This is a genomic window from Intrasporangium zincisolvens (assembly GCF_034724055.1).
GTDB classification, from domain to species: Bacteria; Actinomycetota; Actinomycetes; order Actinomycetales; family Dermatophilaceae; genus Monashia; species Monashia zincisolvens.
The window spans coordinates 707,883-728,896 of sequence record NZ_JAWIIL010000001.1 but is presented as its reverse complement, the minus strand read 5'-3'; the positions used below and the strand labels follow the sequence as shown (position 1 = coordinate 728,896).

At 73.7% G+C, this 21,014-nt stretch carries 19 protein-coding genes; 8 read left to right on the top strand and 11 right to left on the bottom strand.

From position 1 onward, the window contains the following. The first annotated feature begins 57 nt into the window (after window positions 1–57). The 3 genes from RY076_RS03290 to RY076_RS03280 are packed head-to-tail and all read left to right on the top strand — an operon-like array spanning window position 58 to window position 3,217. Entirely contained in the window at window positions 58–1,701 is a 1,644-nt protein-coding gene (locus RY076_RS03290; protein WP_323096104.1) for a sensor histidine kinase, read from the top strand. Then, window positions 1,698–2,402, top strand: coding sequence for a response regulator (locus RY076_RS03285; RefSeq protein WP_323096103.1), 705 nt, complete (start codon window positions 1,698–1,700; stop codon window positions 2,400–2,402). Before RY076_RS03290 ends, RY076_RS03285 begins: the two co-directional genes overlap by 4 nt. After that, a complete protein-coding gene (locus tag RY076_RS03280) occupies window positions 2,399–3,217 on the top strand; it encodes a helix-turn-helix domain-containing protein (protein WP_323096101.1) in 819 nt (272 codons plus the stop codon). Before RY076_RS03285 ends, RY076_RS03280 begins: the two co-directional genes overlap by 4 nt. Here the strand turns inward: RY076_RS03280 and RY076_RS03275 are convergent. Next, entirely contained in the window at window positions 3,183–4,634 is a 1,452-nt protein-coding gene (locus RY076_RS03275; protein WP_323096099.1) for a carboxyl transferase domain-containing protein, read from the bottom strand. The genes RY076_RS03280 and RY076_RS03275 overlap by 35 nt on opposite strands. Continuing rightward, window positions 4,634–5,809, bottom strand: coding sequence for a CaiB/BaiF CoA transferase family protein (locus RY076_RS03270; protein ID WP_323096097.1), 1,176 nt, complete (start codon window positions 5,807–5,809; stop codon window positions 4,634–4,636). The genes RY076_RS03275 and RY076_RS03270 overlap by 1 nt, the downstream gene beginning before the upstream one ends. A gap of 121 nt (window positions 5,810–5,930) precedes the next feature. Between RY076_RS03270 and RY076_RS03265 the strand changes: the two genes are divergently transcribed. Further along, on the top strand, window positions 5,931–6,659 hold the full coding sequence (locus RY076_RS03265) for a FadR/GntR family transcriptional regulator (protein WP_323096095.1): 729 nt from the start codon (window positions 5,931–5,933) through the stop codon (window positions 6,657–6,659). Between the two features lie 77 nt (window positions 6,660–6,736). On the opposite strand, the gene RY076_RS03260 is transcribed toward RY076_RS03265, so the two are convergent. The 5 genes from RY076_RS03260 to RY076_RS03240 all read right to left on the bottom strand — a co-directional run bounded on the left by RY076_RS03260 (window position 6,737) and on the right by RY076_RS03240 (window position 12,018). Beyond that, on the bottom strand, window positions 6,737–7,255 hold the full coding sequence (locus RY076_RS03260; protein WP_323096094.1) for a gamma carbonic anhydrase family protein: 519 nt from the start codon (window positions 7,253–7,255) through the stop codon (window positions 6,737–6,739). Window positions 7,256–7,345: 90 nt separating this feature from the next. Further along, window positions 7,346–8,860, bottom strand: coding sequence for a peptide MFS transporter (locus tag RY076_RS03255; RefSeq protein ID WP_323096092.1), 1,515 nt, complete (start codon window positions 8,858–8,860; stop codon window positions 7,346–7,348). A gap of 79 nt (window positions 8,861–8,939) precedes the next feature. Beyond that, window positions 8,940–10,631, bottom strand: a complete 1,692-nt coding sequence (gene bluB / locus RY076_RS03250) for a 5,6-dimethylbenzimidazole synthase (RefSeq protein WP_323096090.1) — start codon at window positions 10,629–10,631, stop codon at window positions 8,940–8,942. Window positions 10,632–10,659: 28 nt separating this feature from the next. Next, complete coding sequence (locus RY076_RS03245) at window positions 10,660–11,496, bottom strand: SDR family NAD(P)-dependent oxidoreductase (RefSeq protein ID WP_323096087.1); 837 nt, start codon at window positions 11,494–11,496, stop codon at window positions 10,660–10,662. Window positions 11,497–11,505: 9 nt separating this feature from the next. Then, window positions 11,506–12,018 carry a MarR family winged helix-turn-helix transcriptional regulator gene (locus tag RY076_RS03240; RefSeq protein ID WP_323096085.1) on the bottom strand — a complete coding sequence of 171 codons (513 nt, stop codon included), beginning with the start codon at window positions 12,016–12,018 and terminating at the stop codon, window positions 11,506–11,508. A 175-nt stretch (window positions 12,019–12,193) separates the two neighbouring features. Between RY076_RS03240 and RY076_RS03235 the strand changes: the two genes are divergently transcribed. Next, window positions 12,194–13,501, top strand: coding sequence for an MFS transporter (locus RY076_RS03235; RefSeq protein ID WP_323096083.1), 1,308 nt, complete (start codon window positions 12,194–12,196; stop codon window positions 13,499–13,501). Here RY076_RS03235 and RY076_RS03230 read toward each other — a convergent pair. The 3 genes from RY076_RS03230 to RY076_RS03220 are packed head-to-tail and all read right to left on the bottom strand — an operon-like array spanning window position 13,474 to window position 16,112. Further along, window positions 13,474–14,265: a DUF5995 family protein gene (locus RY076_RS03230; protein ID WP_323096081.1), complete on the bottom strand. Its 792-nt coding sequence runs from the start codon at window positions 14,263–14,265 to the stop codon at window positions 13,474–13,476. The two genes, RY076_RS03235 and RY076_RS03230, sit on opposite strands and share 28 nt — an antisense overlap. Window positions 14,266–14,305: 40 nt before the next feature. Then, entirely contained in the window at window positions 14,306–14,920 is a 615-nt protein-coding gene (locus RY076_RS03225; protein WP_323096080.1) for a flavin reductase family protein, read from the bottom strand. Window positions 14,921–14,966: 46 nt separating this feature from the next. After that, window positions 14,967–16,112, bottom strand: a complete 1,146-nt coding sequence (locus tag RY076_RS03220) for a pyridoxal phosphate-dependent aminotransferase (protein WP_323096388.1) — start codon at window positions 16,110–16,112, stop codon at window positions 14,967–14,969. 144 nt (window positions 16,113–16,256) lie between these two features. Here RY076_RS03220 and RY076_RS03215 point away from each other — a divergent pair, with 144 nt between their 5' ends. Continuing rightward, window positions 16,257–16,784, top strand: coding sequence for a phosphoribosyltransferase (locus RY076_RS03215; protein ID WP_323096078.1), 528 nt, complete (start codon window positions 16,257–16,259; stop codon window positions 16,782–16,784). A 30-nt stretch (window positions 16,785–16,814) separates the two neighbouring features. On the opposite strand, the gene RY076_RS03210 is transcribed toward RY076_RS03215, so the two are convergent. Then, on the bottom strand, window positions 16,815–18,809 hold the full coding sequence (locus RY076_RS03210) for a hypothetical protein (RefSeq protein ID WP_323096076.1): 1,995 nt from the start codon (window positions 18,807–18,809) through the stop codon (window positions 16,815–16,817). A gap of 228 nt (window positions 18,810–19,037) precedes the next feature. Here RY076_RS03210 and RY076_RS03205 point away from each other — a divergent pair, with 228 nt between their 5' ends. Further along, window positions 19,038–20,114, top strand: coding sequence for an alpha/beta fold hydrolase (locus RY076_RS03205; protein WP_323096074.1), 1,077 nt, complete (start codon window positions 19,038–19,040; stop codon window positions 20,112–20,114). A 25-nt stretch (window positions 20,115–20,139) separates the two neighbouring features. Beyond that, window positions 20,140–21,012, top strand: a complete 873-nt coding sequence (locus RY076_RS03200) for an LLM class F420-dependent oxidoreductase (RefSeq protein ID WP_323096072.1) — start codon at window positions 20,140–20,142, stop codon at window positions 21,010–21,012. The last annotated feature ends 2 nt before the right edge of the window (window positions 21,013–21,014 follow it).

The following is a 21,014-nucleotide window of genomic DNA, read 5'->3' as shown; positions in this document are numbered from 1 at the left end:
AACCCGGACCGGTGGATGACATCGAGGGTGTCCGCCGCAGTGACTAGGGTCACGATTGTGTTCATTGAGTTCTCGCCGCGGCGGTGGAGCGTCGCAGCGCAGACCTTTGCGCTCCAGGTGCTCGTGGCCGTCCTCGTCGTCGCGGCGGGGCTCGCGGGCGCCTGGGTCCAGGCCCAGCGCTCGGGCGACGAGGAGGCCATGGCGCGCGCCCTCGCCGTCGCCGAGACCATCGCCTCGACGCCGGAGGTCGTCTCGGCGGTCCAGGGCCCCGACCCGACGGCCCGGCTGCAGCCCTTCGCGGAGCAGGTGCGCAAGGACACCGCCACCGACTTCGTCGTCGTCATGAGCACCGACGCCATCCGCTGGACCCACCCCGACCCGACCCAGATCGGCAAGAAGTTCATCGGTCACACCGAGGCGGCCCGCGCAGGCGGTGTCGTCGAGGAGGACTACACCGGCACGCTCGGGCCGTCGGCGCGCGTCGTCGTGCCGGTGCGGGCCGGTGCCGGTTCGGCCGCTGGCTCGGGCGACGCGTCGAAGGTCGTCGCGCTCGTGTCGGTCGGCATCCGAAAGTCGGCCGTCGGCGAGCAGGTGCGCGCCCAGCTGCCCAACATCCTGCTGGCCGGGCTCGGCGCCGCCCTGCTGTCGGGCCTCGGCATGGCCCTCGTGTCGCGGCGCATCCGCCGGCAGACCCACGGCCTCGGCGAGCAGCAGCTGCGCGAGATGTACGAGTACTACGACGCCGTGCTCCACGCCGTGAGCGAGGGCCTCGTCATCACCGACCTCGACGGCACCCTGCGCCTCGCCAACGACGAGGCGGTGCGGCTGCTCGGCCTGCCGTCCGACGCCGTCGGCCGACGCGTCGCCGACCTCGACCTCGCCCCCGCGCTCGTCTCCGCGCTCACCGACGACGAGCTCCACGAGGACGAGCTGCACGTGACGGACGCCCGAGTCCTCGTCCTCAACCGGGCCCCTGCACGCTGGCGCGGCCGGGCGCTCGGCCACGTCGCGACGCTGCGTGACCGCACCGACCTCGAGGCCCTGACCGGCGAGCTCGACTCCGCCCGGGGCCTCACCGAGGCGCTCCGCTCGCAGGCCCACGAGTCGGCCAACCGCCTGCACACCATCGTCAGCCTCATCGAGCTCGGCCACACCGACCGCGCCCTCGCCTTCGCCACCGACGAGCTGCAGGTCTCCCAGCTGCTCACCGACAAGGTCGTCGGCGCCGTCGACGAGCCGGCCCTCACGGCACTGCTGCTCGGCAAGGCGGCCGAGGCGCACGAGCGCGGCATCGTCTTCGACATCGAGCCGGGCGCGCGCTTCCCGCGCGACGTCGCCCCGACGCGTGACGTCGTGACGATCGTCGGCAACCTCATCGACAACGCCCTCGACGCCGTCGCGGCCACCGACGAGCCGGGCGTCGCTCGCCACGTGGCGTTCGGCTCGCACGTCGCGGACGGTCACGCGGTGCTCGAGGTCAGCGACGACGGTCCGGGCCTGCCGCCGGGCGGCGTCGCCGACGCGTTCCGGCGCGGGTGGTCGACGAAGGAGCAGGGCAGCGCGGGACGGCGCGGCATCGGCCTGGCGCTCGTGGCCCAGACCGTCGAGCGCCTCGGCGGCACGCTCGAGGTCGACGGGCCGCCCGGGGCCACATTCACGGTGCGCCTGCCGGTGACAGCGGTCGACGAGGTGGCCCGATGACCAGGCCGACCCCGCCGACGGCATCGGCGCTGCGGGTGCTCGTCGTCGAGGACGAGCCGATCGCGGCCGAGGCCCACACCGCGTACGTCGAGCGGGTGCCCGGCTTTGTCGTGGTCGCCACCGTCGGCACCACCCAGGCCGCCCTGAAAGCTCTGCAGGACAAGGCGGTCGACGTCGTGCTGCTCGACATGAACCTGCCCGACCGGCACGGGCTCGACGTCGTGCGGGCGATGCGCGCGGCCGGGCACCGGGCCGACGTCATCGCCGTGACCTCGGCCCGCGACCTCGACGTCGTCCGCTCGGCGGTGTCCCTCGGCGTCGTCCAGTACGTGCTCAAGCCGTTCGTCTTCGCGACGCTGCGCGACCGCCTCGTGGCCTACCGCGCCTACCGCGACCAGATGACGAGGGGCGCCGAGGTGGCCACGCAGGCCGAGGTCGACGAGGTGTTCGCCGGGGTGCGTGGCGGCGCCGAGACACGCCTGCCGAAGGGGATGGGCGAGGAGCTGCTCACCCGGGTGTCGCGCGCCCTGCGTGACGCCGACGGCGCTCGCTCGGCGAGCGAGGTGGCCGACGAGCTCGGCGTCGCCCGGGTCACGGCCCGCCGGTACCTCGAGCACCTCTGCGAGACGCGGCTGGCCGTGCGTCGGTCCCGCTACTCCGGCGCCGGCCGGCCCGAGGTGGAGTACATGTGGGCAAGGTGAGGGACACGCGGGCGGACACGGAGCGGGCCCACCTCATCGACCCCACCGACCACACCTTCACCATCGAGCGCGTCGCCGTGGCAGGCGATCTCGCCGACCTGGCCCAGCGGTTCTGGATCCCGGTCTGGGACGTGCCCGCCGGGTCGAGCTCGCCCCAGAGCATCCTGCAGTACCCGGTCTGCCAGCTCGTCGTGACGCCGACGTACGCCCGCCTCTACGGCGTCGCCTCGGGCCTGTCGCGGCAGGTGCTCGAGGGGCGCGGCTGGGCCGTCGGCCTCATGCTGAGGCCCGCGGCGGGCTGGCTGCTCACCCACCGTCCCGTGCGCCGTCTCACCGATCGCGCCGTCGACCTCGACGGTCTCGACGCCCTCGACGGCCGGGCGCTCACCGGCGCCGTCCGGCAGGCGATGGCCGAGGACCCCGCAGGCCGGGACGCCCAGGCTGCCGCCCGCGAGGCCGTCGAGGACGCCCTGCGCAGCTTCCTGCCGGTCGACGACGAGGGCCTGCTCGTCAACGCGCTCGTCGAGGCCGTCGAGACCTCCCCCGACCTGCTCCGCGTCGACGACCTCTGCGCCCGCTTCGACATCGCCGAGCGGACGCTGCAACGCTTGCTGCACAAGCGGATCGGGCTCGGGCCGAAGTGGCTCATCCGTCGCCGGCGCCTGCAGGAGGCGGCGGAGAGGCTGCGCGACGACTCCGACGGCCTGGCCGCCATCGCCGCCGACCTCGGCTACGCCGACCAGGCCCACTTCACGCGCGACTTCCGCCGCGCCACCGGGCTCACGCCGGGAGAGTTCGCGGCACGCTTCCGCTGACGCGTCGGAGCGCCGCCGCGCACTCGGCCGCGACGGCCGACGCGAACGCGACCGGGTCGTCGCCCGCCGGCTCGGGCACGACGCGCGCCACGACGCCCGCGGCGTGCAGGTCGGGCACCCCGACGCGCTGCTGCTCGGCCAGCTCGGCGGCGTGCGCCACGTCGCCGTGGACGATGGCGCTGGCGCCCTCGGGCGGCAGCGGTGAGAGCCACGCGTGCTCGGCCGCGATGACCTCGTTCGCGGGTAGCAGCGCGAGCGCGCCTCCGCCACAACCCTGTCCGAGGATCACCGACACGGTCGGAACCGTCATGGTCGTCAGCGTCGCGATGCAGCGGGCGATCTCGCCCGCGATGGCGCCCTCCTCCGCGTGCGCCGACAGCTCGGCGCCCGGGGTGTCGATGACGGTCACGAGCGGCAGCCCGAGCTCCTCGGCCAGGCGCATCGCCCGACGCGCCTCGCGCAGCGCGCCCGGGCCCATCGGCGACGCCGCCGACTGGCGGGCGCGGTCCTGCCCGACGAGCACGCACGGCTGGCCGTCGACCCGGGTCAGCGCCACGAGCATCGTCGCGTCGCGCTCCCCCTCGTCGGTGCCGTTGAGCCGCAGCGTGCCGGTGGCGCCGTGGCGCAGCAGCTCGCGGACCCCGACGCGGTCGGCCCGCCGCGTCAGCTCGATCGACTCCCACACCGACGCGTGCCGCGCGGGCTCGCCGTCGCGCCGCTCGAGCCGCGGCTCGGTGGGCGGGTCGACGAGCACGTGGAGGGCGCGGTCGACGAGCACCGGCAGGTCCTCGGCGGCGACGACGGCATCGAGCACGCCCTTGGCGGCGAGGTTCTCGGCGGTCTGCACGCCGGTCGGGAAGGCCGTGCCGTTGAGCGCCTCGTAGACCTTCGGCCCGAGGAACCCGACGAGGGCGCCGGGCTCGGCGACGGTGACGTGCCCGAGCGAGCCCCACGAGGCGTAGACACCGCCGGTCGTCGGGTGGCGCAGGTGCACGAGGTAGGGCAGCCGCGCGGTCCGGTGCGCCATGAGCGCCCGGCAGATCTCGATCATCTCGACGAAGGCCGGCGTGCCCTCCTGCATCCGGGTGCCACCGGACGCGGTCGAGGCGAGGACCGGCAGCCCCTCGGCCGTGGCGCGGCGCACGGCGGAGATGATGCGCCCGGCCGCGGCCTTGCCGATCGAGCCGGCGAGGAACCGGAACTCGTTGACGACCACGACGACCGGCCGTCCGCGCACGAGCCCGCGCCCGGTGAGCACCGACTCGTCCGTGCCGGCCTTGGCGGCGGCCTCCTCGAGCTGGCGCCGGTACTGCTCCGGCTGGCCGGAGATGTCGATCGGCTCGTCCCACGACTCGAACGACCCGCGGTCGAGCACGAGGTCGAGCAGCTCGTGGGCGGTCCATGGGCGCCGGCCCATCAGCCCTCCTGGAGCCAGGCGCGGATGGCGGCGCCGTCCTCGTCGAGGGTCGGGGGCGCCGCGTGGTCACTTCCCGTCACCTCGGTGCCGTGGGCGTCGAAGAAGCGCAGCGGCGGCCCGGGCAGCGTGATCCGGCCCAGCGTCGGGTGCTCGACGTCGACGAGCAGGCCCTGGCTCGCGGTCTGGTCCCAGGCGTAGACCTCGTCGAGGGTGCGCACCTTGCCGGCCGGCACGCCGACCTCGGCGAGCCGGGCCAGGAGCGGCTCGGCGTCCCAGTCGGCGAAGGCTGCCTCGACGAGCCCGATGACGTGGTCGCGGTGCGCGACGCGGTCGGCGTTGGTGGCCACACCCTCGCCCGACGCGTCGAGCCCGAAGGCCGTGCAGAGGCGCTGCCACAGGCCCTCGCTGCCGACGGCGATCTGCACTGAGCCGTCGCGGCAGTGGAACAGCCCGTACGGCGCGATCGACGGGTGGTGGTTGCCGGCCGAGCGGCCCACCTCCCCGGCGACGGTCCAGCGGGTGCCCTGGAAGGCGTGCACGCCGACGACCGACGCGAGCAGCGACGTGCGCACGGCCGTGCCGCGTCCGGTGCGGTGGCGCTCGTTGAGCGCGGCGACGATGCCGTAGGCGCCGTACATGCCCGAGAGGAGGTCGGCGATGGGCACGCCGACGCGCTGGGGGTCGTCCGGGCCCGATCCGGTCAGGGACATGAGGCCGGCCTCGCCCTGGGCGATCTGGTCGTAGCCGGCGCGCCCGCCCTCGGGCCCGTCGTGGCCGAAGCCGGTGATCGACAGGACGACGAGGCGCGGGTTGCGCTCCATGAGCGACTCGATGCCGAGGCCGAGCCGCTCGAGGACGCCGGTGCGGAAGTTCTCGACGAGCACGTCGGCGCGGTCGACGAGCGCGAGGAGCACGTCCTTGTCGGCGGCGTCCTTGAGATCGAGGGTGATCGACTCCTTGTTGCGGTTGGCCGACAGGTAGTACGTCGCCTCCCGCTGCCCGTCGGGGCCGACGAAGGGCGGCCCCCACCCGCGGGTGTCGTCGCCGCGGCCGGGCGCCTCCACCTTGATGACGCGAGCGCCGAGGTCGCCGAGCATCATCGTCGCGTGCGGCCCGGCGAGCGCGCGGGTCAGGTCGACGACGAGGACGTCGCTGAGGGGTCCGGTCGAGGTCATGGACGGCATCCTGCCGCGTGCGGCCCCCGGTCGCGTTGGTCGAACTCCACCGCGTCACGACGAGCCGGTGTCACTGGCCTGTCCACTGGGCCACTGGAGGTCCCGAGCCTAGAGTGACGTCATGCCGACATCCCCCGACGCCGCGCCACCGGGCCGGGTCGTGCGGCTGCGCCTATACGAGCAGGTCGCCGAGCAGATCACGGCCTGGGTCGAACGCACCGGGCTCACGGCCGGCGAACGCCTCCCACCCGAGCGGGAGCTGGCCGAGCGGCTCGGGGTCAGCCGGGCCACGCTCAGCCAGGCCCTCGTGGCCCTCGAGGTCAGCGGCGTCGTCACGGTCCGCCACGGCGACGGCACGGTGCTCTCGGAGTCACCCGGGCACCGGCGTCTGGCCGAGGCGCTCCGGACCCGCGCCACCCGGCTGCCGGACGTCCTCGACGCGTACGACGCCCTCGCCACCAGGGCCGCGGCCCTCGCCGCCGAGCGGCGCACCGACACCGATCTCGCGCACCTCGACGCGGCGCTCGCGCAGCTGGCGGGCGAGGTCGCGGACGGGCACCGCGGCGAGGTGGGTGACGAGCTGTTCCACGAGGCCGTGGCCGCAGCCGCCCACTCGGCGCTGCTCGCCCGACTCCTCGGCGAGGTCCAGGACCTGCTCCGGCCGGCGCGGGTCGAGTCGCTGTCGCAGCCGGGGCGGCCCGCCGAGGCCCTCGCGAGCCTGCGGACCGTCGCTGCGGCGGTCCGCGCCGCCGACCCGGCCGCCGCTGCGAGCGCCATGCACGCCCACGTCCTGCTGACCAGCGACGCGCACCTCACCGACGTCGCACCCTCCACCTTCCCGATCGAGTGAGCACCCGGTCCCAACCGCCACACGCGTCGGGTGACGCCTGAGGTTTCGTGCTCACTCGATGAACGTCGGGCGGCGGGTCAGCCGATGACGCGGGCCGAGCGGTGCATCTCGGCGAGGCCGACGTAGACCTCGGCGTTGGCCTTGATCCGCAGCACGCCCGCCTCGTCGATCTCCCGGCGCACCTTCCCGGGCACGCCGGCCACGAGCGAGCGCGGCGGCACGACCATGCCCTCCGGGACGACGGCACCGGCGGCCACCAGGCTGCCCGCACCGATCCGTGCGCCGTTGAGCACGACGGCACCCATGCCGACGAGGCAGTCGTCCTCGATCGTGCAGCCGTGCAGCACGGCCTTGTGGCCGACGGACACGCCCGACCCGATCGTCGTCGGGTGCTCGGCGTCGGTGTGCACGACGACGCCGTCCTGCAGGTTGCTGCGCTCACCGAGGACGATCGGCTCGAAGTCGGCGCGCAGCACCGCGGTGTACCAGACGCTCGAGCCCTCGCGGAGCTCGACGGCACCGAGCACCTCGGCGCTCGAGGCGATCCACGCCGTCTCGTGGACGGTCGGGGCACGGTCTCCGAGGGTGTAGATCATGCGTCCTCCTGGGGTGGGTCCATGTGCAGCGGGCGGCCCGACGGCCGCCGCACCGATGGGGTGCGACGGCCGCGGGTCAGGAATCGAGGCTCACTCGTGGCCGCCGACCTCCGCCGACGCCATGCGGCGACGGATCCACGGCACGAGGGCCATGAGCACGGCCGTGAAGGCGAGCGTCATGACGCCGTTGACGACGTAGTACTGCGAGTCGGGCAGGCCGTCCATGGCCTTGATGAGCTGGGCGGCGAGGGCCTGGCCCGCCGCGACGGCGAGGAACCACAGCGCCATCGACTGGCTCGCGAACGCCTTCGGCGCGAGACGCGTCGTGGCCGACAGGCCGACCGGCGACAGGCACAGCTCGGCGACGGTCTGGAGCACGAAGACGGCGGTCAGCACGAACACCGGTGCGGTGTTGTTCTGGTAGGTCGCGAACGCCCACGCCATGCCCAGCGCCGACAGGCCGATGAGCCCGACGCCGAGCGCCATCTTGAACGGCGTCGACGGGAACTTGCCGGCCCGACGCGTCCAGATCCAGCCGAAGACCGGCGCGAGCAGGACGATGGCGAGCGGGTTGATCGACTGGAACCACTCGGGGTTGATCGTGACGCCGGCGACCTGCTTGACGGTGTTGTTCTCCGCGAAGAGGGCCATCTTTCCGGCGGCCTGCTCGAAGATCATCCAGAAGAGCATCGCGCCGATCCACAGCGGCAGGTAGGCGAACACGTGTCGCTTCTCCTGGGGCTCCACCTTGGGGCTGCGGAACATCATCGTGAAGTAGCCGATCGGCACGGCGATGGCGAGGATCGAGATGGCGTCGATGACCTGGTCGAGGAGCGTGTCGCGCCAGAGGCCGGCGAGCAGCAGCAGCGCCACGAAGAGCACGACCGAGCCGACGGCGAGGCCGACGACCCTCGGGCGCTCGCGCGCCGTGAGCGGGTTCGGCACGTCGTCGCCGGCGCCCTTGAGCGCCTTGCGGCCGAGGACGAACCAGACGATCGCGACCGCCATGCCGACGGCAGCGGCGGCGAAGCCGGCGTGGTAGCCGTAGTGGTCGCGGAGGAAGCCGACGACGAGCGGCGAGAAGAACGAGCCGATGTTGATCGACATGTAGAAGATCGAGAAGCCGGCGTCGCGGCGCGGGTCCTGCTCGCGGTAGAGCGAGCCGACCATGGCGGACACGTTCGGCTTGAGCAGGCCCGTGCCGAGGGCGACGAGCGCGATGCCGAGCCAGGCCGAGCCGGCCGCGGGGACCGCGAGGCACAGGTGGCCGGCCATGATGACGATGCCGCCGTAGAGGGTCGAGCGCCGGGCGCCGACGAGGCGGTCGGCGGCGAACCCACCGATGACGGACAGCAGGTAGACCGAGGCGCCGTAGACGGCGACGACGGCGGTACCGGTGTTCTCGTCGATGCCGAGGCCGCCGTTGGCCAGGGTGTCGGTGAGGAAGTAGAGGAGGATGGCCCGCATCCCGTAGTACGAGAAGCGCTCCCACAGCTCGACGAAGAAGAGCGTCGAGAGGCCCTTCGGGTGGCCGAGGAAGGCCCGGTCGTCGGGGTCTGCGGCGCCGGCTGGGGTGGGCGGGCGGTCCTGGGTCTGGGTTGTCATGCGTGTTCTCCCGGCCCCGGTTCACGGGGCGGTCGGTTGATGGACAGCCACCCAAAGTAGGGCGCGCACCACGCCGGACTCAAACCGTACGCGTGCGGGCGACCTCCCGGCGCAGGTCCAGACCGGTGTGCAGCAGGCCCGTCGCGAGGGCCGCTCCGACGCCCTCCCCCGCACGGATCCGGAGGTCGAGGAGGGGCTCGAGGCCGAGCTCGCGGAGCACGGCAGCATGGGCTTTCTCACGCGAGCGCTGCCCGGCCACGAGGTGCGCGGCGACGGCCGGCTCGACGCGTGCGGCCGCCAGCGCGGCGACCGAGGTGGCGAGCCCGTCGAGCACGACGACGCCACGGGACGCGCAGACGCCGAGGACGACGCCGTGGAGGACGGCGAGCTCTCCCCCGCCGAGACGCCGGAGCACCTCCGACGCCTCGAGGGTGCCGTCGGGCGGGACGACGCGGGCCAGGGCCCGTTCGACGACGTCGCGCTTGCGCCCGACCATCGCGGTGTCGGCCGACGACCCGCGCCCGACGACGTCCGACGCGGGCAGCCCCAGCAGCGCCGCTGCGAGCGCCGCCGCGACGGTCGTGTTGCCGACGCCGATCTCGCCGAGTGCCACGGGGCCCGATGCGGCCAGGCGTTCGCCGTGCTCGCGGCCGAGCGCCACGAGATCCTCGAAGGTGCCGACGTCCAGAGCGTCGGAGTCGACGAGATCGCCTCTGGCGCAGCCGATCCCGGCATCGATGAGGAGCACGTCGAGCCCGGCCGAGCGGGCGGCCACGGCGCCCATCGACGTGCCCGCACGCGTCGCGTCGGCGACGTCGGCAGTGACCGACACGTCGAAGGCGCTGACGCCGTGCGCGGTGACGGCGTGGTCGGCCGCGGCGACGACGAGCGTGCCGCGCCCGGTCCAGCCGCGCGGCGCGGGCAGCGCCTCGACGCGGTCGAGGACGGCGTCGACGACGCCGAGCGAGCCGGGTGCGGTGAGCAGGTCGTCGGCCCGGTCGCGCGCGCCCACGACCTCGGCCTGGGCGGGGGCGCGCAGGTGCGACACCGGCGCGTCGGTCTCGGTCCAGCGCTCGCGCATGACGACCTGCTCGAGCGGCACCCGCCGCGACCACCCGGCCCGCTCGAGGCCGGGCTCGGGCGGGCGCTCGTCGGGCCAACCGAGGCAGAGCCAGCCGAGGGTCTCGACGCCGTCGGGCAGCCCGAGCAGGGCCGCGAGCTCGGCCGGCTCGAAGAGGGTGACCCAGCCGAGCCCGAGCCCGTGGGCCCGCGCCGTCAGCCACATGTTCTCGATGGCTGCCGCGCACGACCACAGGTCGGCGTCGGGGAAGGTGGCCCGGCCGAGGACGCCGGCGGCGGGGGTGCGGCGGTCGCACGCGACGACGACGCCGACGGGCGCCTCGCGGATGCCCTCGAGCCGCAGGTCGAGCAGGCCGCGGGCGGACTCTTCGGACATTCCGGACGCCTGGCGCAGGCGGGCCCGATCGGCCATGAGCGCGGCGGTGTCGCGGGTGGCCGACTCGGTGACGACGAGGAACCGCCACGGCTGGCTGTGGCCGACGCTCGGACCGCGGTGGCCGGCGAGCAGGACGGCCTCGAGCACGTCCTCGGGCACGGGGTCGGGCCGGAACCGCCGGATGTCGCGGCGCGCCCCGACGACGCGCTCGAGCGAGGCGAGGTCGTCGCGCAGGGCCCACGCGTCGGGCGCCTGGGCACGCTCTGCCGCCGAAGTGCGGTCGCCGATGGTCGGGACGGGCCTGCGGTAGCTCACGGCCCCGAGCCTAGTTACCGGCCAGGCGTCAGGCGGGCGCCGCCTCGATCCACCCACGGGTGACGCCGAGCACCCGCGACCCGTCGAGGTCGGCGAGCGAGGCTCCGACGAAGGCCGTGGCCCCGGTCGAGGTCTGCCACCTGAAGCGGTACTCCTCCGACAGGGCGGCGTCGGCGATCGCGTTCGAGGCGTCGACCGAGGACTGGGCCGCGGCGAACGCGCCCTCGGTGCGAGCGAGGTACGCCCGCAGCTGCGGGGCGTACGCGTCGTCGGCGACCTCGGGTCGGGCGACGTTCGACACGAAGTCGCTGGCGACGGCGGCCGGCTCGACGACCGACACCCGGACGCCGTGGGCGAGGGCGACCGGCGCGAGCGACTCCATGAAGCCCTCGACGGCGAACTTCGCGCCGCAGTAGGCGTCGGCGAAGGGCTGGCCGACGGCGCCGCCGACGCTCGTCACCGTGAGGATGCGCCCCGAGCCGTGCTCGCGCATGTGCGGCAGGACGAGCTTCGTCAGCGCGACGGGCGCGAGGTAGTTGACCTCGAGCTGGGCACGGACGTCGTCGAGGCTCAGCTGCTCGGCGGTGCCGACCGCGCCGCGTCCGGCGTTGTTGAGCAGGACGTCGAGCGAGCCGTGGTCGGCGATGACGCCCTCGACGCACCGGCGGGCGGCGTCGTGGTCGGTGACGTCGAGGGGCCGGACGTCGAGGGTGACGCCCGCCTCGCTCGCCGCCGTGTCGAGCGCCGTACGGCGACCCGTGTCGCGCATCGTGGCGACGACGGTGAGGCCGCGGCGGGCCAGCTCGACGGCGGTGTGCAGACCCATGCCGGACGACGTACCGGTCACGAGGGCGATCTGGCTCATGTCGCGACGCTACTCCTCGACGTCGTCGAGGCCCTCGATGACGATCTCGAGCAGCCGGCCGAGCTCGTGGCGCTCGGTCTCGCTGAGCCGCTGGAGGGTGTCGCTCTCGACGACGTTCGACTCGCGCACGGCCGCGCGGAACAGGGTCCAGCCGTCGGTGGTCAATGACACGAGGGTGCGGGTGCGGTTCGACTCGTCGGGACGGCGCTGGACGAGGCCGCGCGTCTCCATCTTGTCGAGGCGGTGGGTCATCGACGACGGGGCGACGTTGGCGAGGTCGGCCAGCTGGCTCGGGGTGAGGCAGGCGTCGCCGGCGCGGGCGAGGCCGGCGAGCACGGCCCACTCGCCCTGCGTGAGGTCGAGGTCGGCGAACTGGCGCACGTACCACTGGTCGAGCTTCCTCGTCACTGCGTAGACGCCGGTGATGACGCGCTGCACCGACTCCTCGCCGCCGGCAGCGGTGTAGAGGGCGACATCGGCCGCGTGCTCCTGGGCGGCGTTCCTGCGTCGTCGTGTCGCCATAAAAGGCATTGTTCCACCACCCGGGAGTGGTGCTAGAGTTTCGATGTCGAACTTCGTGTTCGAAATATTCGAGACCGAAGTCGCGTTGTACGCCCTCGTGCGTCCGCGACCGCCGGACCCCTCGGGCACTGCAGCCCGCCCTCGATCCCCCGACCCCGGAAAGGGTGTGAAACCCATGCGTACTCGCCTGCTCGTCCTTGCCTCCTCCGTCGGCATGCTCGGTTGGGGCACGGTGCTGCCCTACCAGTACGCGTACGCGGCCAACACCCGTGGCTGGGGTCCGCTCGCGGCGGCACTCGCCAGCACCCTCTTCTCGGTCGGCGCGCTCGTCGCCGCACCGTTCGCCGGGCGCCTCAGCGACCGCTTCGACCCAGTCCTCGTCGCCGTCGTCGCCAAGCTGCTCGCGGCCGTCGGCGTCGGCAGCCTCGTGTGGGCCGACACCGCGCCGTCCTTCCTCGTCGGCATGTTCGTCTTCGGCTTCGGCCTGACCGCCTCGACGCCGGCCGCGTCGGTCCTCGTGCTGCGCTGGGCCGGGCACGCAGACCGCCGCAAGGTCTTCGCCTACAAGTTCACGGCCGAAGCGATCGGCATGGCGGTCGGCGCGTTCGTCGCCGGCCAGCTCGTCGACCTGAAGCGCACCGACGGCATGACGCTCGCGTTCGTCGCCGCCGGCGTCGGGTTCGCCCTGTCGGCGGTCATCATCCGCGTCGCCGGCATCGGCGCCCCGACCGAGGTCGACACCGACGTCGCGCCGGGCGAGGCCGAGACCCGCGTCAGCACCCTCGAGGCGCTCCGACGCGTCTTCGCCGTGCCCGCGCTGCGCTGGGTCGCCGTCGTCACCGTCACCCTCGCGCTCGGCTTCTACGCCCAGTTCGAGTCGGGCCTGCCGGCCTACGCCCTCACCGTGCTCGACGCCGACGAGTCGACCATCGGCCTCGCCGCCGCGGTCAACTGCATCGTCATCGTCGCGCTGCAGGTCGTCGTCGTGCGGCTGACGGCCAAGCGTGCCGCCGGCTCCCTGCTCATGGCCGTGGGCGGCATCTGGACGCTGTCGTGGGTCGTGCTCTCCAGCGCCCAGCTCGTCGAGCCGGAGGTCGCCTCGGCCCTCTTCGTCACGACGTTCGGCATCTTCGCCGTCGGCGAGACGATGTACGCCCCGGTGCTCAACCCGCTCACCGCGAGCCTGGCTCCCGCCGGACTCGTCGGCACGACGCTCGGCACCTTCACGGCGATCCAGACGACGTTCTCGGCCCTCGGCCCGCTCGTCGCGGGCGCCCTGCTCGGGCTGGGCCTCGCCAACGGGTTCCTCGCGCTGCACCTCGGCCTGAGCCTCGTCGCGGTCTACGCCGCCTGGCGCCTCCGGGCCGTCATGCGCCGGACGCCGGTCGAGGCCGCCGTCGAGTCGGCCGCCGAGCCGTCGGTTGAGCCGTCGGTCGAGCCGTCGGTCGAGCCGCGTCAGGTCGCGGCGCCCGCCGCGGCCTGAGGCCCGGCGACGGGCGTCAGCAGCTGGCGGCTCGCGAGGCCCACGGTGCGCGAGAGCGTCGCGAGGTAGTCGGTCCGCAGCGGCTCGACGCCCTCGAGCGACCAGAGCACCCCGGCGTTCGTCCACGCGGCGTCGCGGGCCCGGCCGATGCTCCAGGCGCCGACGAGGTCGGCGACCGGGCCCGCCACGCGGCGGTCGACCTCGAGGGCCAGCCCGTCGAGGAAGGAGCGCCGCACGTCGTCCTGCACTTCGGCGAGCAGGCCGGTGACGCGCTGGTAGTCCTCCTCGAGGCCGGGGCTGTCGGGGCGCAGGCCGAGCTGGCGACACGTGCGCACGACCGCGATCGGCAGGTCGTGGTTGATGTGGGCGTTCATGCCGGCCACGGCGAACTGGATGGCGAGCACGTCCGTGCGAGAACGGGACTCGAAGAGCGGCAGCCACGCGTCGGTCGGCGTCGGAGCGGCGACGGCCTCGAGCCAGAGCCCGGCGAACACGAGGTCGAGGCGCGTCATCGTCGCGGCGTCGCGGAACCAGCCCTGGCCGATGCGGTCGCGGACGAGCTCGGTCACGCGCAGGTACATGTCGCTGAAGGCGCGCACCCCGTCGCCGGCCGGCAGGCCCGCGTCGATCTCGCGCATCCGGGCCACGAGGGCGTCCACGGTCGCGAGCTGCCCCGGCGGCACGGGTTCGAGCGGGGAGGCCCCGGGCCGGTCGAGGCCGAGGCGGGTGCGCACCGCCGCGAGCACGTCCGAGAACCAGCCCATGCCCAGACGGTAGACCCTCGGCGGGCCGGGGCTCGGGGTCTCAGCGGTAGTGCTCCTCGTCGACCGTGGCGAGGCGCGAGGGGTGGAGCTGGCCGCCGAGGCCGTAGAACCGCTGGAAGCTCATGACGAGGGGTCGCCACCGGTCGGGGTCGATGCGGTTCGGGTGGGCCTCCGCGCGAACTGACGGGTGCACGTGGACGCGGACCACCTGCGCGACGACGAGCGCGTGGTCGGTCTCGTGCACCGACTCCACGCAGGCCTCGAGCGCCACGGGGCACTCGGCCGCGAAGGGCGCCGTGACGACGTCAGAGGCGACGGGCGTCAGTCCCGCGAGCCCGAACTTGTCGCGGTGGTGACGGTAGCCGGCCGCGGCCTTCCACTCCGACAGGCGCTCGGCGCCGGTCGTCAGGGCGAGCCGGTCGACGGCGTCGACCTGGTGCTGGCTCGGCAGGTTGACGACGAGCTCGCGGGTGCGGCGCAGGTTGGCCAGGGTCTGGGAGGCGAGGCCGAGCCCGAGCGTCGCGGTGTGGCCGAGCCAGAAGGCGGAGGAGAAGGGAGCGAGGTTGGCGCTGCCGTCCTCGTTCGTCGTCGACACGAGCACGACGGGCGTGCCGAGGTAGAGGATCGCGGGGTCGATGGTGACGTGGCTGCTCACACCTCGTAGACGCGTCGGGCCCTCAGGGTGTGAGGTCGCGTACGCGTCAGCGCTCGTTGAAGGCAGCGATCCGGTCGATCGCCTCGCCGACGGCGGTGCTGCCGGCGGCGAAGCTGAGCCGGACCGACTGCTCCCCCGCGCGGTCGTCGAAGTCGACGCCGGGCGTGATGGCGACGCCGGCCTCCTCGAGGAGCGCGGACGAGTAGGCCCGCGAGCCGCCCCACCGCTCGAGCTGGGGGCCGAGGTCGGCCCAGTAGTAGAAGGCGCCGTCGGGCGGGGCAGACTCTCCCCAGCCGAGCCGGGCTGCGTTGTCCAGCAACAGCTTCCGTGTGCGGGCGAACTCGGCGACGGCCTCGTCGCACTCGGCGTACGACTCCTCGGCGAACGCGGAGACCGCCGCGTACTGGGCCGGCGCTGGAGGGCACAGCGCGACGTTGCCGGCGAGCGCGTCCACGGTTCTGGCGAGGTCGGCAGGCAGCAGGAGCCAGCCGAGCCGCCACCCGGTCATGCCCCAGTACTTGCTGAACGACGACACGACGACCGCCGACTCGTCCGTCTCCCACGCGCACACCCCGCGCGGGTCCTCGGCATCCGGCCCGGGGTAGGTGACGCCGTGGTAGATCTCGTCACTGACGAGGCGCACCCCGTTGGCGGAGCACCACGCGCTGACTGCCGCGAGCTCGGCCCGGTCGACCATCGTGCCCGTGGGGTTGGCGGGCGAGGCGAGGACGAGCCCGGCGAGTGCCCCCTGCTCCTGGGCGGCGTCGAGCAGCTCGGGCGTCGGCTGGTAGCGGGTGCCCGGGCCGCAGTCGATCTCGACGACCTCGCAGCCGAGGGCCCGCAGGATGTTGCGGTAGGCCGGGTAGCCTGGTCGGGCCAGGGCGACGCGGTCGCCGGCCTCGAACGCGGCGAGGAACGACAGGACGAACCCGCCCGACGAGCCGGTCGTCACCGCGACCCGCGCCGGGTCGACGTCGACGCCGTACCAGCGGCCGTAGTGCGCGGCGATCTCGGCGCGCAGCTCGTGGGTGCCGAGGGCCGACGTGTACGTCAGCGCGCGCCCCGACGCGTGGATCCGCGCCGCAGCCTCGGACACGAGCGTCGGCGCACCTCCGGAAGGCTCGCCGGCGCACAGCGACACCACGTCGCGACCCTGCGCGCGCAGCACGGCCACGCGGTCGAGCACGTCCATGACCTCGAACGGCGGCACCTGCGAGCGCCGCGACGGACCGGGGTGGCGGGGTGCGTGGTTCACCCGGCCAAGTCTCCCCCACCGTCCACCCGACGAGACCGGCAGGTAACAAGTCGGTCACACGACCTCGCTACGCTGGTTGCCATGACGCTCGCCTACCACGCAGACTCCTCCACGCTCGCCGACAAGGAGGTGCTGACGTGGGAGGGCTTCGGCCAGGCCTGCCGCGAGCTCGGTGAGCTCGTCGCGTCCTCGAGCTTCCGCCCGGAGATCCTCGTCGCGGTCGCCCGCGGCGGCCTCCTGCCCGGCGGCGGCCTCGCCTACGCCCTCGGCCTCAAGCTGACCGACGCCATCAACGTCGAGTTCTACACCGACGTCGACGAGACCCTCCCCGACCCGGTCCTGCTCGCCCCGCACCTCGACACCGCGAGCCTCAAGGGGCGCCGCATCCTCGTCGTCGACGACGTCGCCGACTCCGGCCGCACCCTGGCCCTCGTCATGGACCTGCTCCACGAGCACGGTGCCGAGGCCCGCAGCGCGGTGCTCTACGGCAAGCCGCGCTCGGAGGTCACCCCCGACTACGTGTGGCGGGTCACCGACCAGTGGATCGTCTTCCCGTGGTCGGCCCAGCCCCCGGTGACGGCCGGCTTCCCGACCCCCGACGAGGACTGACGCGTCACGGCATCGACATCACCGACCGCGTCAGCGGACGGCGATGACCCGGACCGCCGAGACCCCTGACCCGTTGAGGCTCGTGGCGCTGCGCAGGACCCGGACCTCATACGTCCCACGCGTCCCGAAAGCCGTCGTCAGCTGTGCCGTGCCCCCGGCGGGAGCCGCGACCGTCCTGACGGTGCGCCACGTGGACGTGCCCCGGAGCCGGGTCTGGAGCGAGACCGTCGCGCCCGCCTGGTACGGGTAGGTCGACGCCTTCACCACCACGGAGCGGTTGCGGTAGGTGTACGTCGGCGTGCTCGTCACCGTGACGGCCGCCGTCGAGGTGGCCGGGACGACACCCGACAGCCAGCCGACCCCCGGAGCCGGCGTCGCGTACGACACGCGGAGCTGGCCGTTGGCCCGGCTCGTGTAGGCCAGCGTCGCCACCCCACCGGTCGTCGCCCTGGCCGAGGCGACGGAGACCCAGGTCGTGGTGCCGGCCTTGCGCAGCTGCAGGGTCACCGGGACGCCGACGGGCAAGGACGTCACCCCGGCTCCCCGGTCGTCGGCCAGGCGGACCGTGACCTTCTGCGTCGAGCCGTACCGCGTGGCCGGCGCAGCGAAGGAGGCCACCCGGCGGTTGGCGTACACCGGGAACGATCCCGACACGGACTGCTGGAACCAGTCACCCGCGTCCGCCCACACGACGTAGCTCGCCGAACCGGCGGCGCGCGGCGTGAAGGACGTGCGGCCCGTACCGTGCTGGCCGCCGCACGGGGCGCACCAGCTGCCGCTGGGGGCCCAGCCCGACGGGTCGGTCAGCTGTCCGCTCAGCGACTCGATGACGTGGCCGGCGGGCGCGTCCGCCGTGGCCGTGACCTGCGACGCACGACCGACGAACGCGGGCGGGGCGACCACCCGGATCCCGAGCGTCACCACGTCGTAGGTCGTCGTGACCGGCACGCCGACCTGGTTGGGCCGCGTCGTCGACTCGAGCATCCGGGCCGAGACGGCGTGGCGCCCGACGCCGAAGGTGCCGAGACCGACGAGCCGCTGTGCCGACCCGGACGCAGAGGTCAGCGACGCCGGCCAGGACTGGTTGGCGTCGCCGGGGTTCGTCACGACGCCGTCGACGGACACCTCGACGTAACCGACGGACCGCGCGAGCGGGCCGCGGAGGGAGACGTACATCGTGCGGCCCGTTCCGACGAGGTCGGGCTGCGAGAGGTCCTCCAGAGCCAGGGGTGGCGCGTGCCGCACCACGATCTCGCCCGTGTCGAAGGGGGGCCTCACGTACCACCCGTCCGCGCTCCGCCCCCGGGTGACGACGAAGTAGCTGCCCTCGGGGTACCCGGACAGGTCGAAGGTCATGGTCGCCCGGTAGCCGGCGGGCGTCGAGACCCACTCGACCAGCCGGCGCTCGAGCTCGGCCCCGAGGTCGGGGACCCCGGCCGAGCCGCGGACCAGGCGGGCCTCCACGGTCTCGCCGGGCAGCGGGGTCCCGCCGTCGGGGAGGAGGGGGGTGCGCACCGGTGCGGCCACGTACGTGACCGTGGTGTCGGCCACGGCCGCGCTGTAGCCGGCCGTGTTCGGCGTCGGCGCCGTCTGGCGGGTCAGGGAGTGCTCGAGGGCAGGCAGTCGGTAGTCCAGCGCCACGCCGACGGCCTGGTACCCGCCCGGAGTGGTGAATCCCGCGAAGAACGGATTGCTGTCCCCGCTCACGGGCCGCTCGAAGTCGCGCCCCGGCTCCACGGCGATGTCGACGGTGCAGCCGGTCGGGCAGGTCTCCCGGGTCACGGACCGGGTGCCGACGCTCCTGCCCCAGCCGGCGCTGACCTCCGTCTGCTCCTGGTCACCCAGGTCGACCTGGAACCGGGCGGTGAAGGCGCCGCCGACGGTGGACCCCGGCTCCGGGCTGACGAGGGTCACGACGGCGTCGGTCGTCTCCTCACCGAGCGCCATCGCCGTCGGTGTGGCAGGCAGCGCAGGAAGGAGCAGGACGACGAGCGCGGCGAGCGCGGTGCGCACGGACGTGCGCATCGGGGAGCGTGGCATGGGTGGTGTGACCTCCGGCGGGGACGTTCCCCCTCGGAACGCACACGTCGCAGATCGTAGGTCACCGACTCGGGCCGTTCGCGCCGATCATCACGAATCGGACCGTCGGGCGGCGCGGGACGACACACCCTGCGTCGGATCGATGGCATCGCGCCACACTGCCCGACCACCGCGCCGGCTGGTACGACTGGGCCACCGGACAAGGAGGCCCGCATGGACAGCTCGAGCAGCACCCCGTCAGCGTCGTTCACGTGTTCCGTCGTCGAGACGGACCGCCTCGCCACGAACGTGTGGACGAGCGGCCCGGAGGACGGTGCGCCGGTGCTCCTCGTGCACGGCAACCTCTCGACCGGCGGGTTCTGGCGGTACGTCGCCGAGCAGCTGCCGGCCGACGTGCGCGTCATCGCCCCCGACCTGCGTGGCTTCGGGCGCACCGAGCCGCTGCCCGTGGACGCCACCCGAGGGCTCGGCGACATGGTCGACGACGTGCGCGCGCTCCTCGAGACGCTCGGCCTGACCAGCGGCTCGCGGGTCACCGCCGTCGGCTGGTCGATGGGCGCGGGAGTGCTCGAGCAGTACCTGCTGACCCACCCCGGCGACCTCGGCAGCGTCGTTCTGGTCGCGCCGCTGTCGCCGTACGGCTTCGGCGGCACGGTCGACGCGTCGGGCACCCCGGCGTTCCCCGACGCCGCGAGCACCGGTGCGGGAGCAGCGAACCCGGACTTCGTCCGCCGCCTCGCCGAGAAGGACGCGTCGGACGCGGAACCGCAGAGCTCGCCGCGCGTCGTCATGCGCACCTTCTACGGCCCCGGCGCCAACGCCGCGAACGTCGACGAGGACTTCCTCACCGACGAGCTGCTCCTGACCCGCACCGGTGACGACTTCTACCCGGGCGACGCCACGCCCTCGGAGAGCTGGCCGGGCGCCGCCCCGGGATCGCGCGGCGTGCTCAACACCATGGCCCCGACGAACTTCGACGCGTCCGGCATCGTCGACCTCGACCCCAAGCCGGCCATCACGTGGCTGCACGGCGAGGTCGACCAGATCGTCTCCGACGCCTCGCTCTTCGACCTCGCGACGCTCGGGTCGATGGGTGCCGTGCCGGGCTGGCCCGGGGCCGACGTGCTCCCCTCGCAGCCGATGGTCGCCCAGATGCGTGCCGTGCTCGAGCGGTACGCGGCGAACGGCGGGGTCACCCGCGAGGTCGCGCTGGTGGGCATCGGCCACGGCATCCCGCTCGAGGTGCCCGGCCGCGTCGCCGAGGAGGTCGTGCGCGCCCTCGTGCGGTGAGGAATCCGGACGTAGTGTGCAGAGCATGGACCTCGGACTGCACCTCGCCAGCTTCACGTGGAGCGGCGGCTCCGCGACGTTCGTCGACGACCTCGTGCGCACGGCGCGCACGGCCGAGGACGTCGGCTTCACCAAGCTCTCCGTCATGGACCACGTCTGGCAGATCGGTCCGGTCGGGCCCAAGGAGCAGGAGATGCTCGAGGCCTACACGGCCCTCGGCTTCCTCGCGGGGGTCACCGAGCGCATCGAGCTGCTCGCGTGGGTGACGGCCGCCGTGTACCGCGAGCCGGGGATGCTCGCCAAGGAGGTCACGACGCTCGACGTGCTGTCCAGGGGGCGCGCGTGGCTCGGCATCGGCGCGGCCTGGAACGAGGAGGAGTGTGTCGGGCTCGGCCTGCCGTTCCCGTCCACCGCCGAGCGCTTCGAGCGGCTCGAGGAGACGCTGCAGATCTGCCTGCAGATGTGGGGCGACAGCACCGAGCCCTACGACGGCAAGCACTACCGGCTCGGCAGCACCCTCAACTCGCCGCAGTCCGTGCAGCGACCACACCCGCCGATCCTCATCGGCGGCGGCGGTGAGAAGAAGACGCTGCGGATGGTCGCCCAGTACGCCCAGGCCTGCAACCTCTTCGACAGCCCCGACCTCGCCCACAAGCTCGACGTGCTCAAGCGGCACTGCGACGACCTCGGCCGCGACTACGACGAGATCGCCAAGACCGTCATGGGACCGGTCAACCCCGGACCCAACGGCGAGAACGTCGACGCGACGCTCGAGCACCTGGCCGACCTCGCGGCCCTCGGGGTGAGCCACCTGCACATGCGCGTGCTCGACGGCTCGCGCACAGACTGGCTCGAGCTCGTCGGCGAGCGGATCATCCCCGAGGCGAAGAAGCTCTGAGC

What these genes read in the sequence shown, in the direction of transcription:
- RY076_RS03215 (WP_323096078.1), top strand. Translation starts at nt 16,257, where the DNA reads ATGACGCTCGCCTACCACGCAGACTCCTCCACGCTCGCCGACAAGGAG.
- RY076_RS03255 (WP_323096092.1), bottom strand. Translation starts at nt 8,860, where the DNA reads ATGACAACCCAGACCCAGGACCGCCCGCCCACCCCAGCCGGCGCCGCA.
- RY076_RS03265 (WP_323096095.1), top strand. Translation starts at nt 5,931, where the DNA reads ATGCCGACATCCCCCGACGCCGCGCCACCGGGCCGGGTCGTGCGGCTG.
- RY076_RS03285 (WP_323096103.1), top strand. Translation starts at nt 1,698, where the DNA reads ATGACCAGGCCGACCCCGCCGACGGCATCGGCGCTGCGGGTGCTCGTC.
- RY076_RS03220 (WP_323096388.1), bottom strand. Translation starts at nt 16,112, where the DNA reads ATGGACGTGCTCGACCGCGTGGCCGTGCTGCGCGCGCAGGGTCGCGAC.
- RY076_RS03260 (WP_323096094.1), bottom strand. Translation starts at nt 7,255, where the DNA reads ATGATCTACACCCTCGGAGACCGTGCCCCGACCGTCCACGAGACGGCG.
- RY076_RS03275 (WP_323096099.1), bottom strand. Translation starts at nt 4,634, where the DNA reads ATGGGCCGGCGCCCATGGACCGCCCACGAGCTGCTCGACCTCGTGCTC.
- RY076_RS03210 (WP_323096076.1), bottom strand. Translation starts at nt 18,809, where the DNA reads ATGCGCACGTCCGTGCGCACCGCGCTCGCCGCGCTCGTCGTCCTGCTC.
- RY076_RS03200 (WP_323096072.1), top strand. Translation starts at nt 20,140, where the DNA reads ATGGACCTCGGACTGCACCTCGCCAGCTTCACGTGGAGCGGCGGCTCC.
- RY076_RS03240 (WP_323096085.1), bottom strand. Translation starts at nt 12,018, where the DNA reads ATGGCGACACGACGACGCAGGAACGCCGCCCAGGAGCACGCGGCCGAT.
- RY076_RS03270 (WP_323096097.1), bottom strand. Translation starts at nt 5,809, where the DNA reads ATGACCTCGACCGGACCCCTCAGCGACGTCCTCGTCGTCGACCTGACC.
- RY076_RS03235 (WP_323096083.1), top strand. Translation starts at nt 12,194, where the DNA reads ATGCGTACTCGCCTGCTCGTCCTTGCCTCCTCCGTCGGCATGCTCGGT.
- RY076_RS03245 (WP_323096087.1), bottom strand. Translation starts at nt 11,496, where the DNA reads ATGAGCCAGATCGCCCTCGTGACCGGTACGTCGTCCGGCATGGGTCTG.
- RY076_RS03230 (WP_323096081.1), bottom strand. Translation starts at nt 14,265, where the DNA reads ATGGGCTGGTTCTCGGACGTGCTCGCGGCGGTGCGCACCCGCCTCGGC.
- RY076_RS03205 (WP_323096074.1), top strand. Translation starts at nt 19,038, where the DNA reads ATGGACAGCTCGAGCAGCACCCCGTCAGCGTCGTTCACGTGTTCCGTC.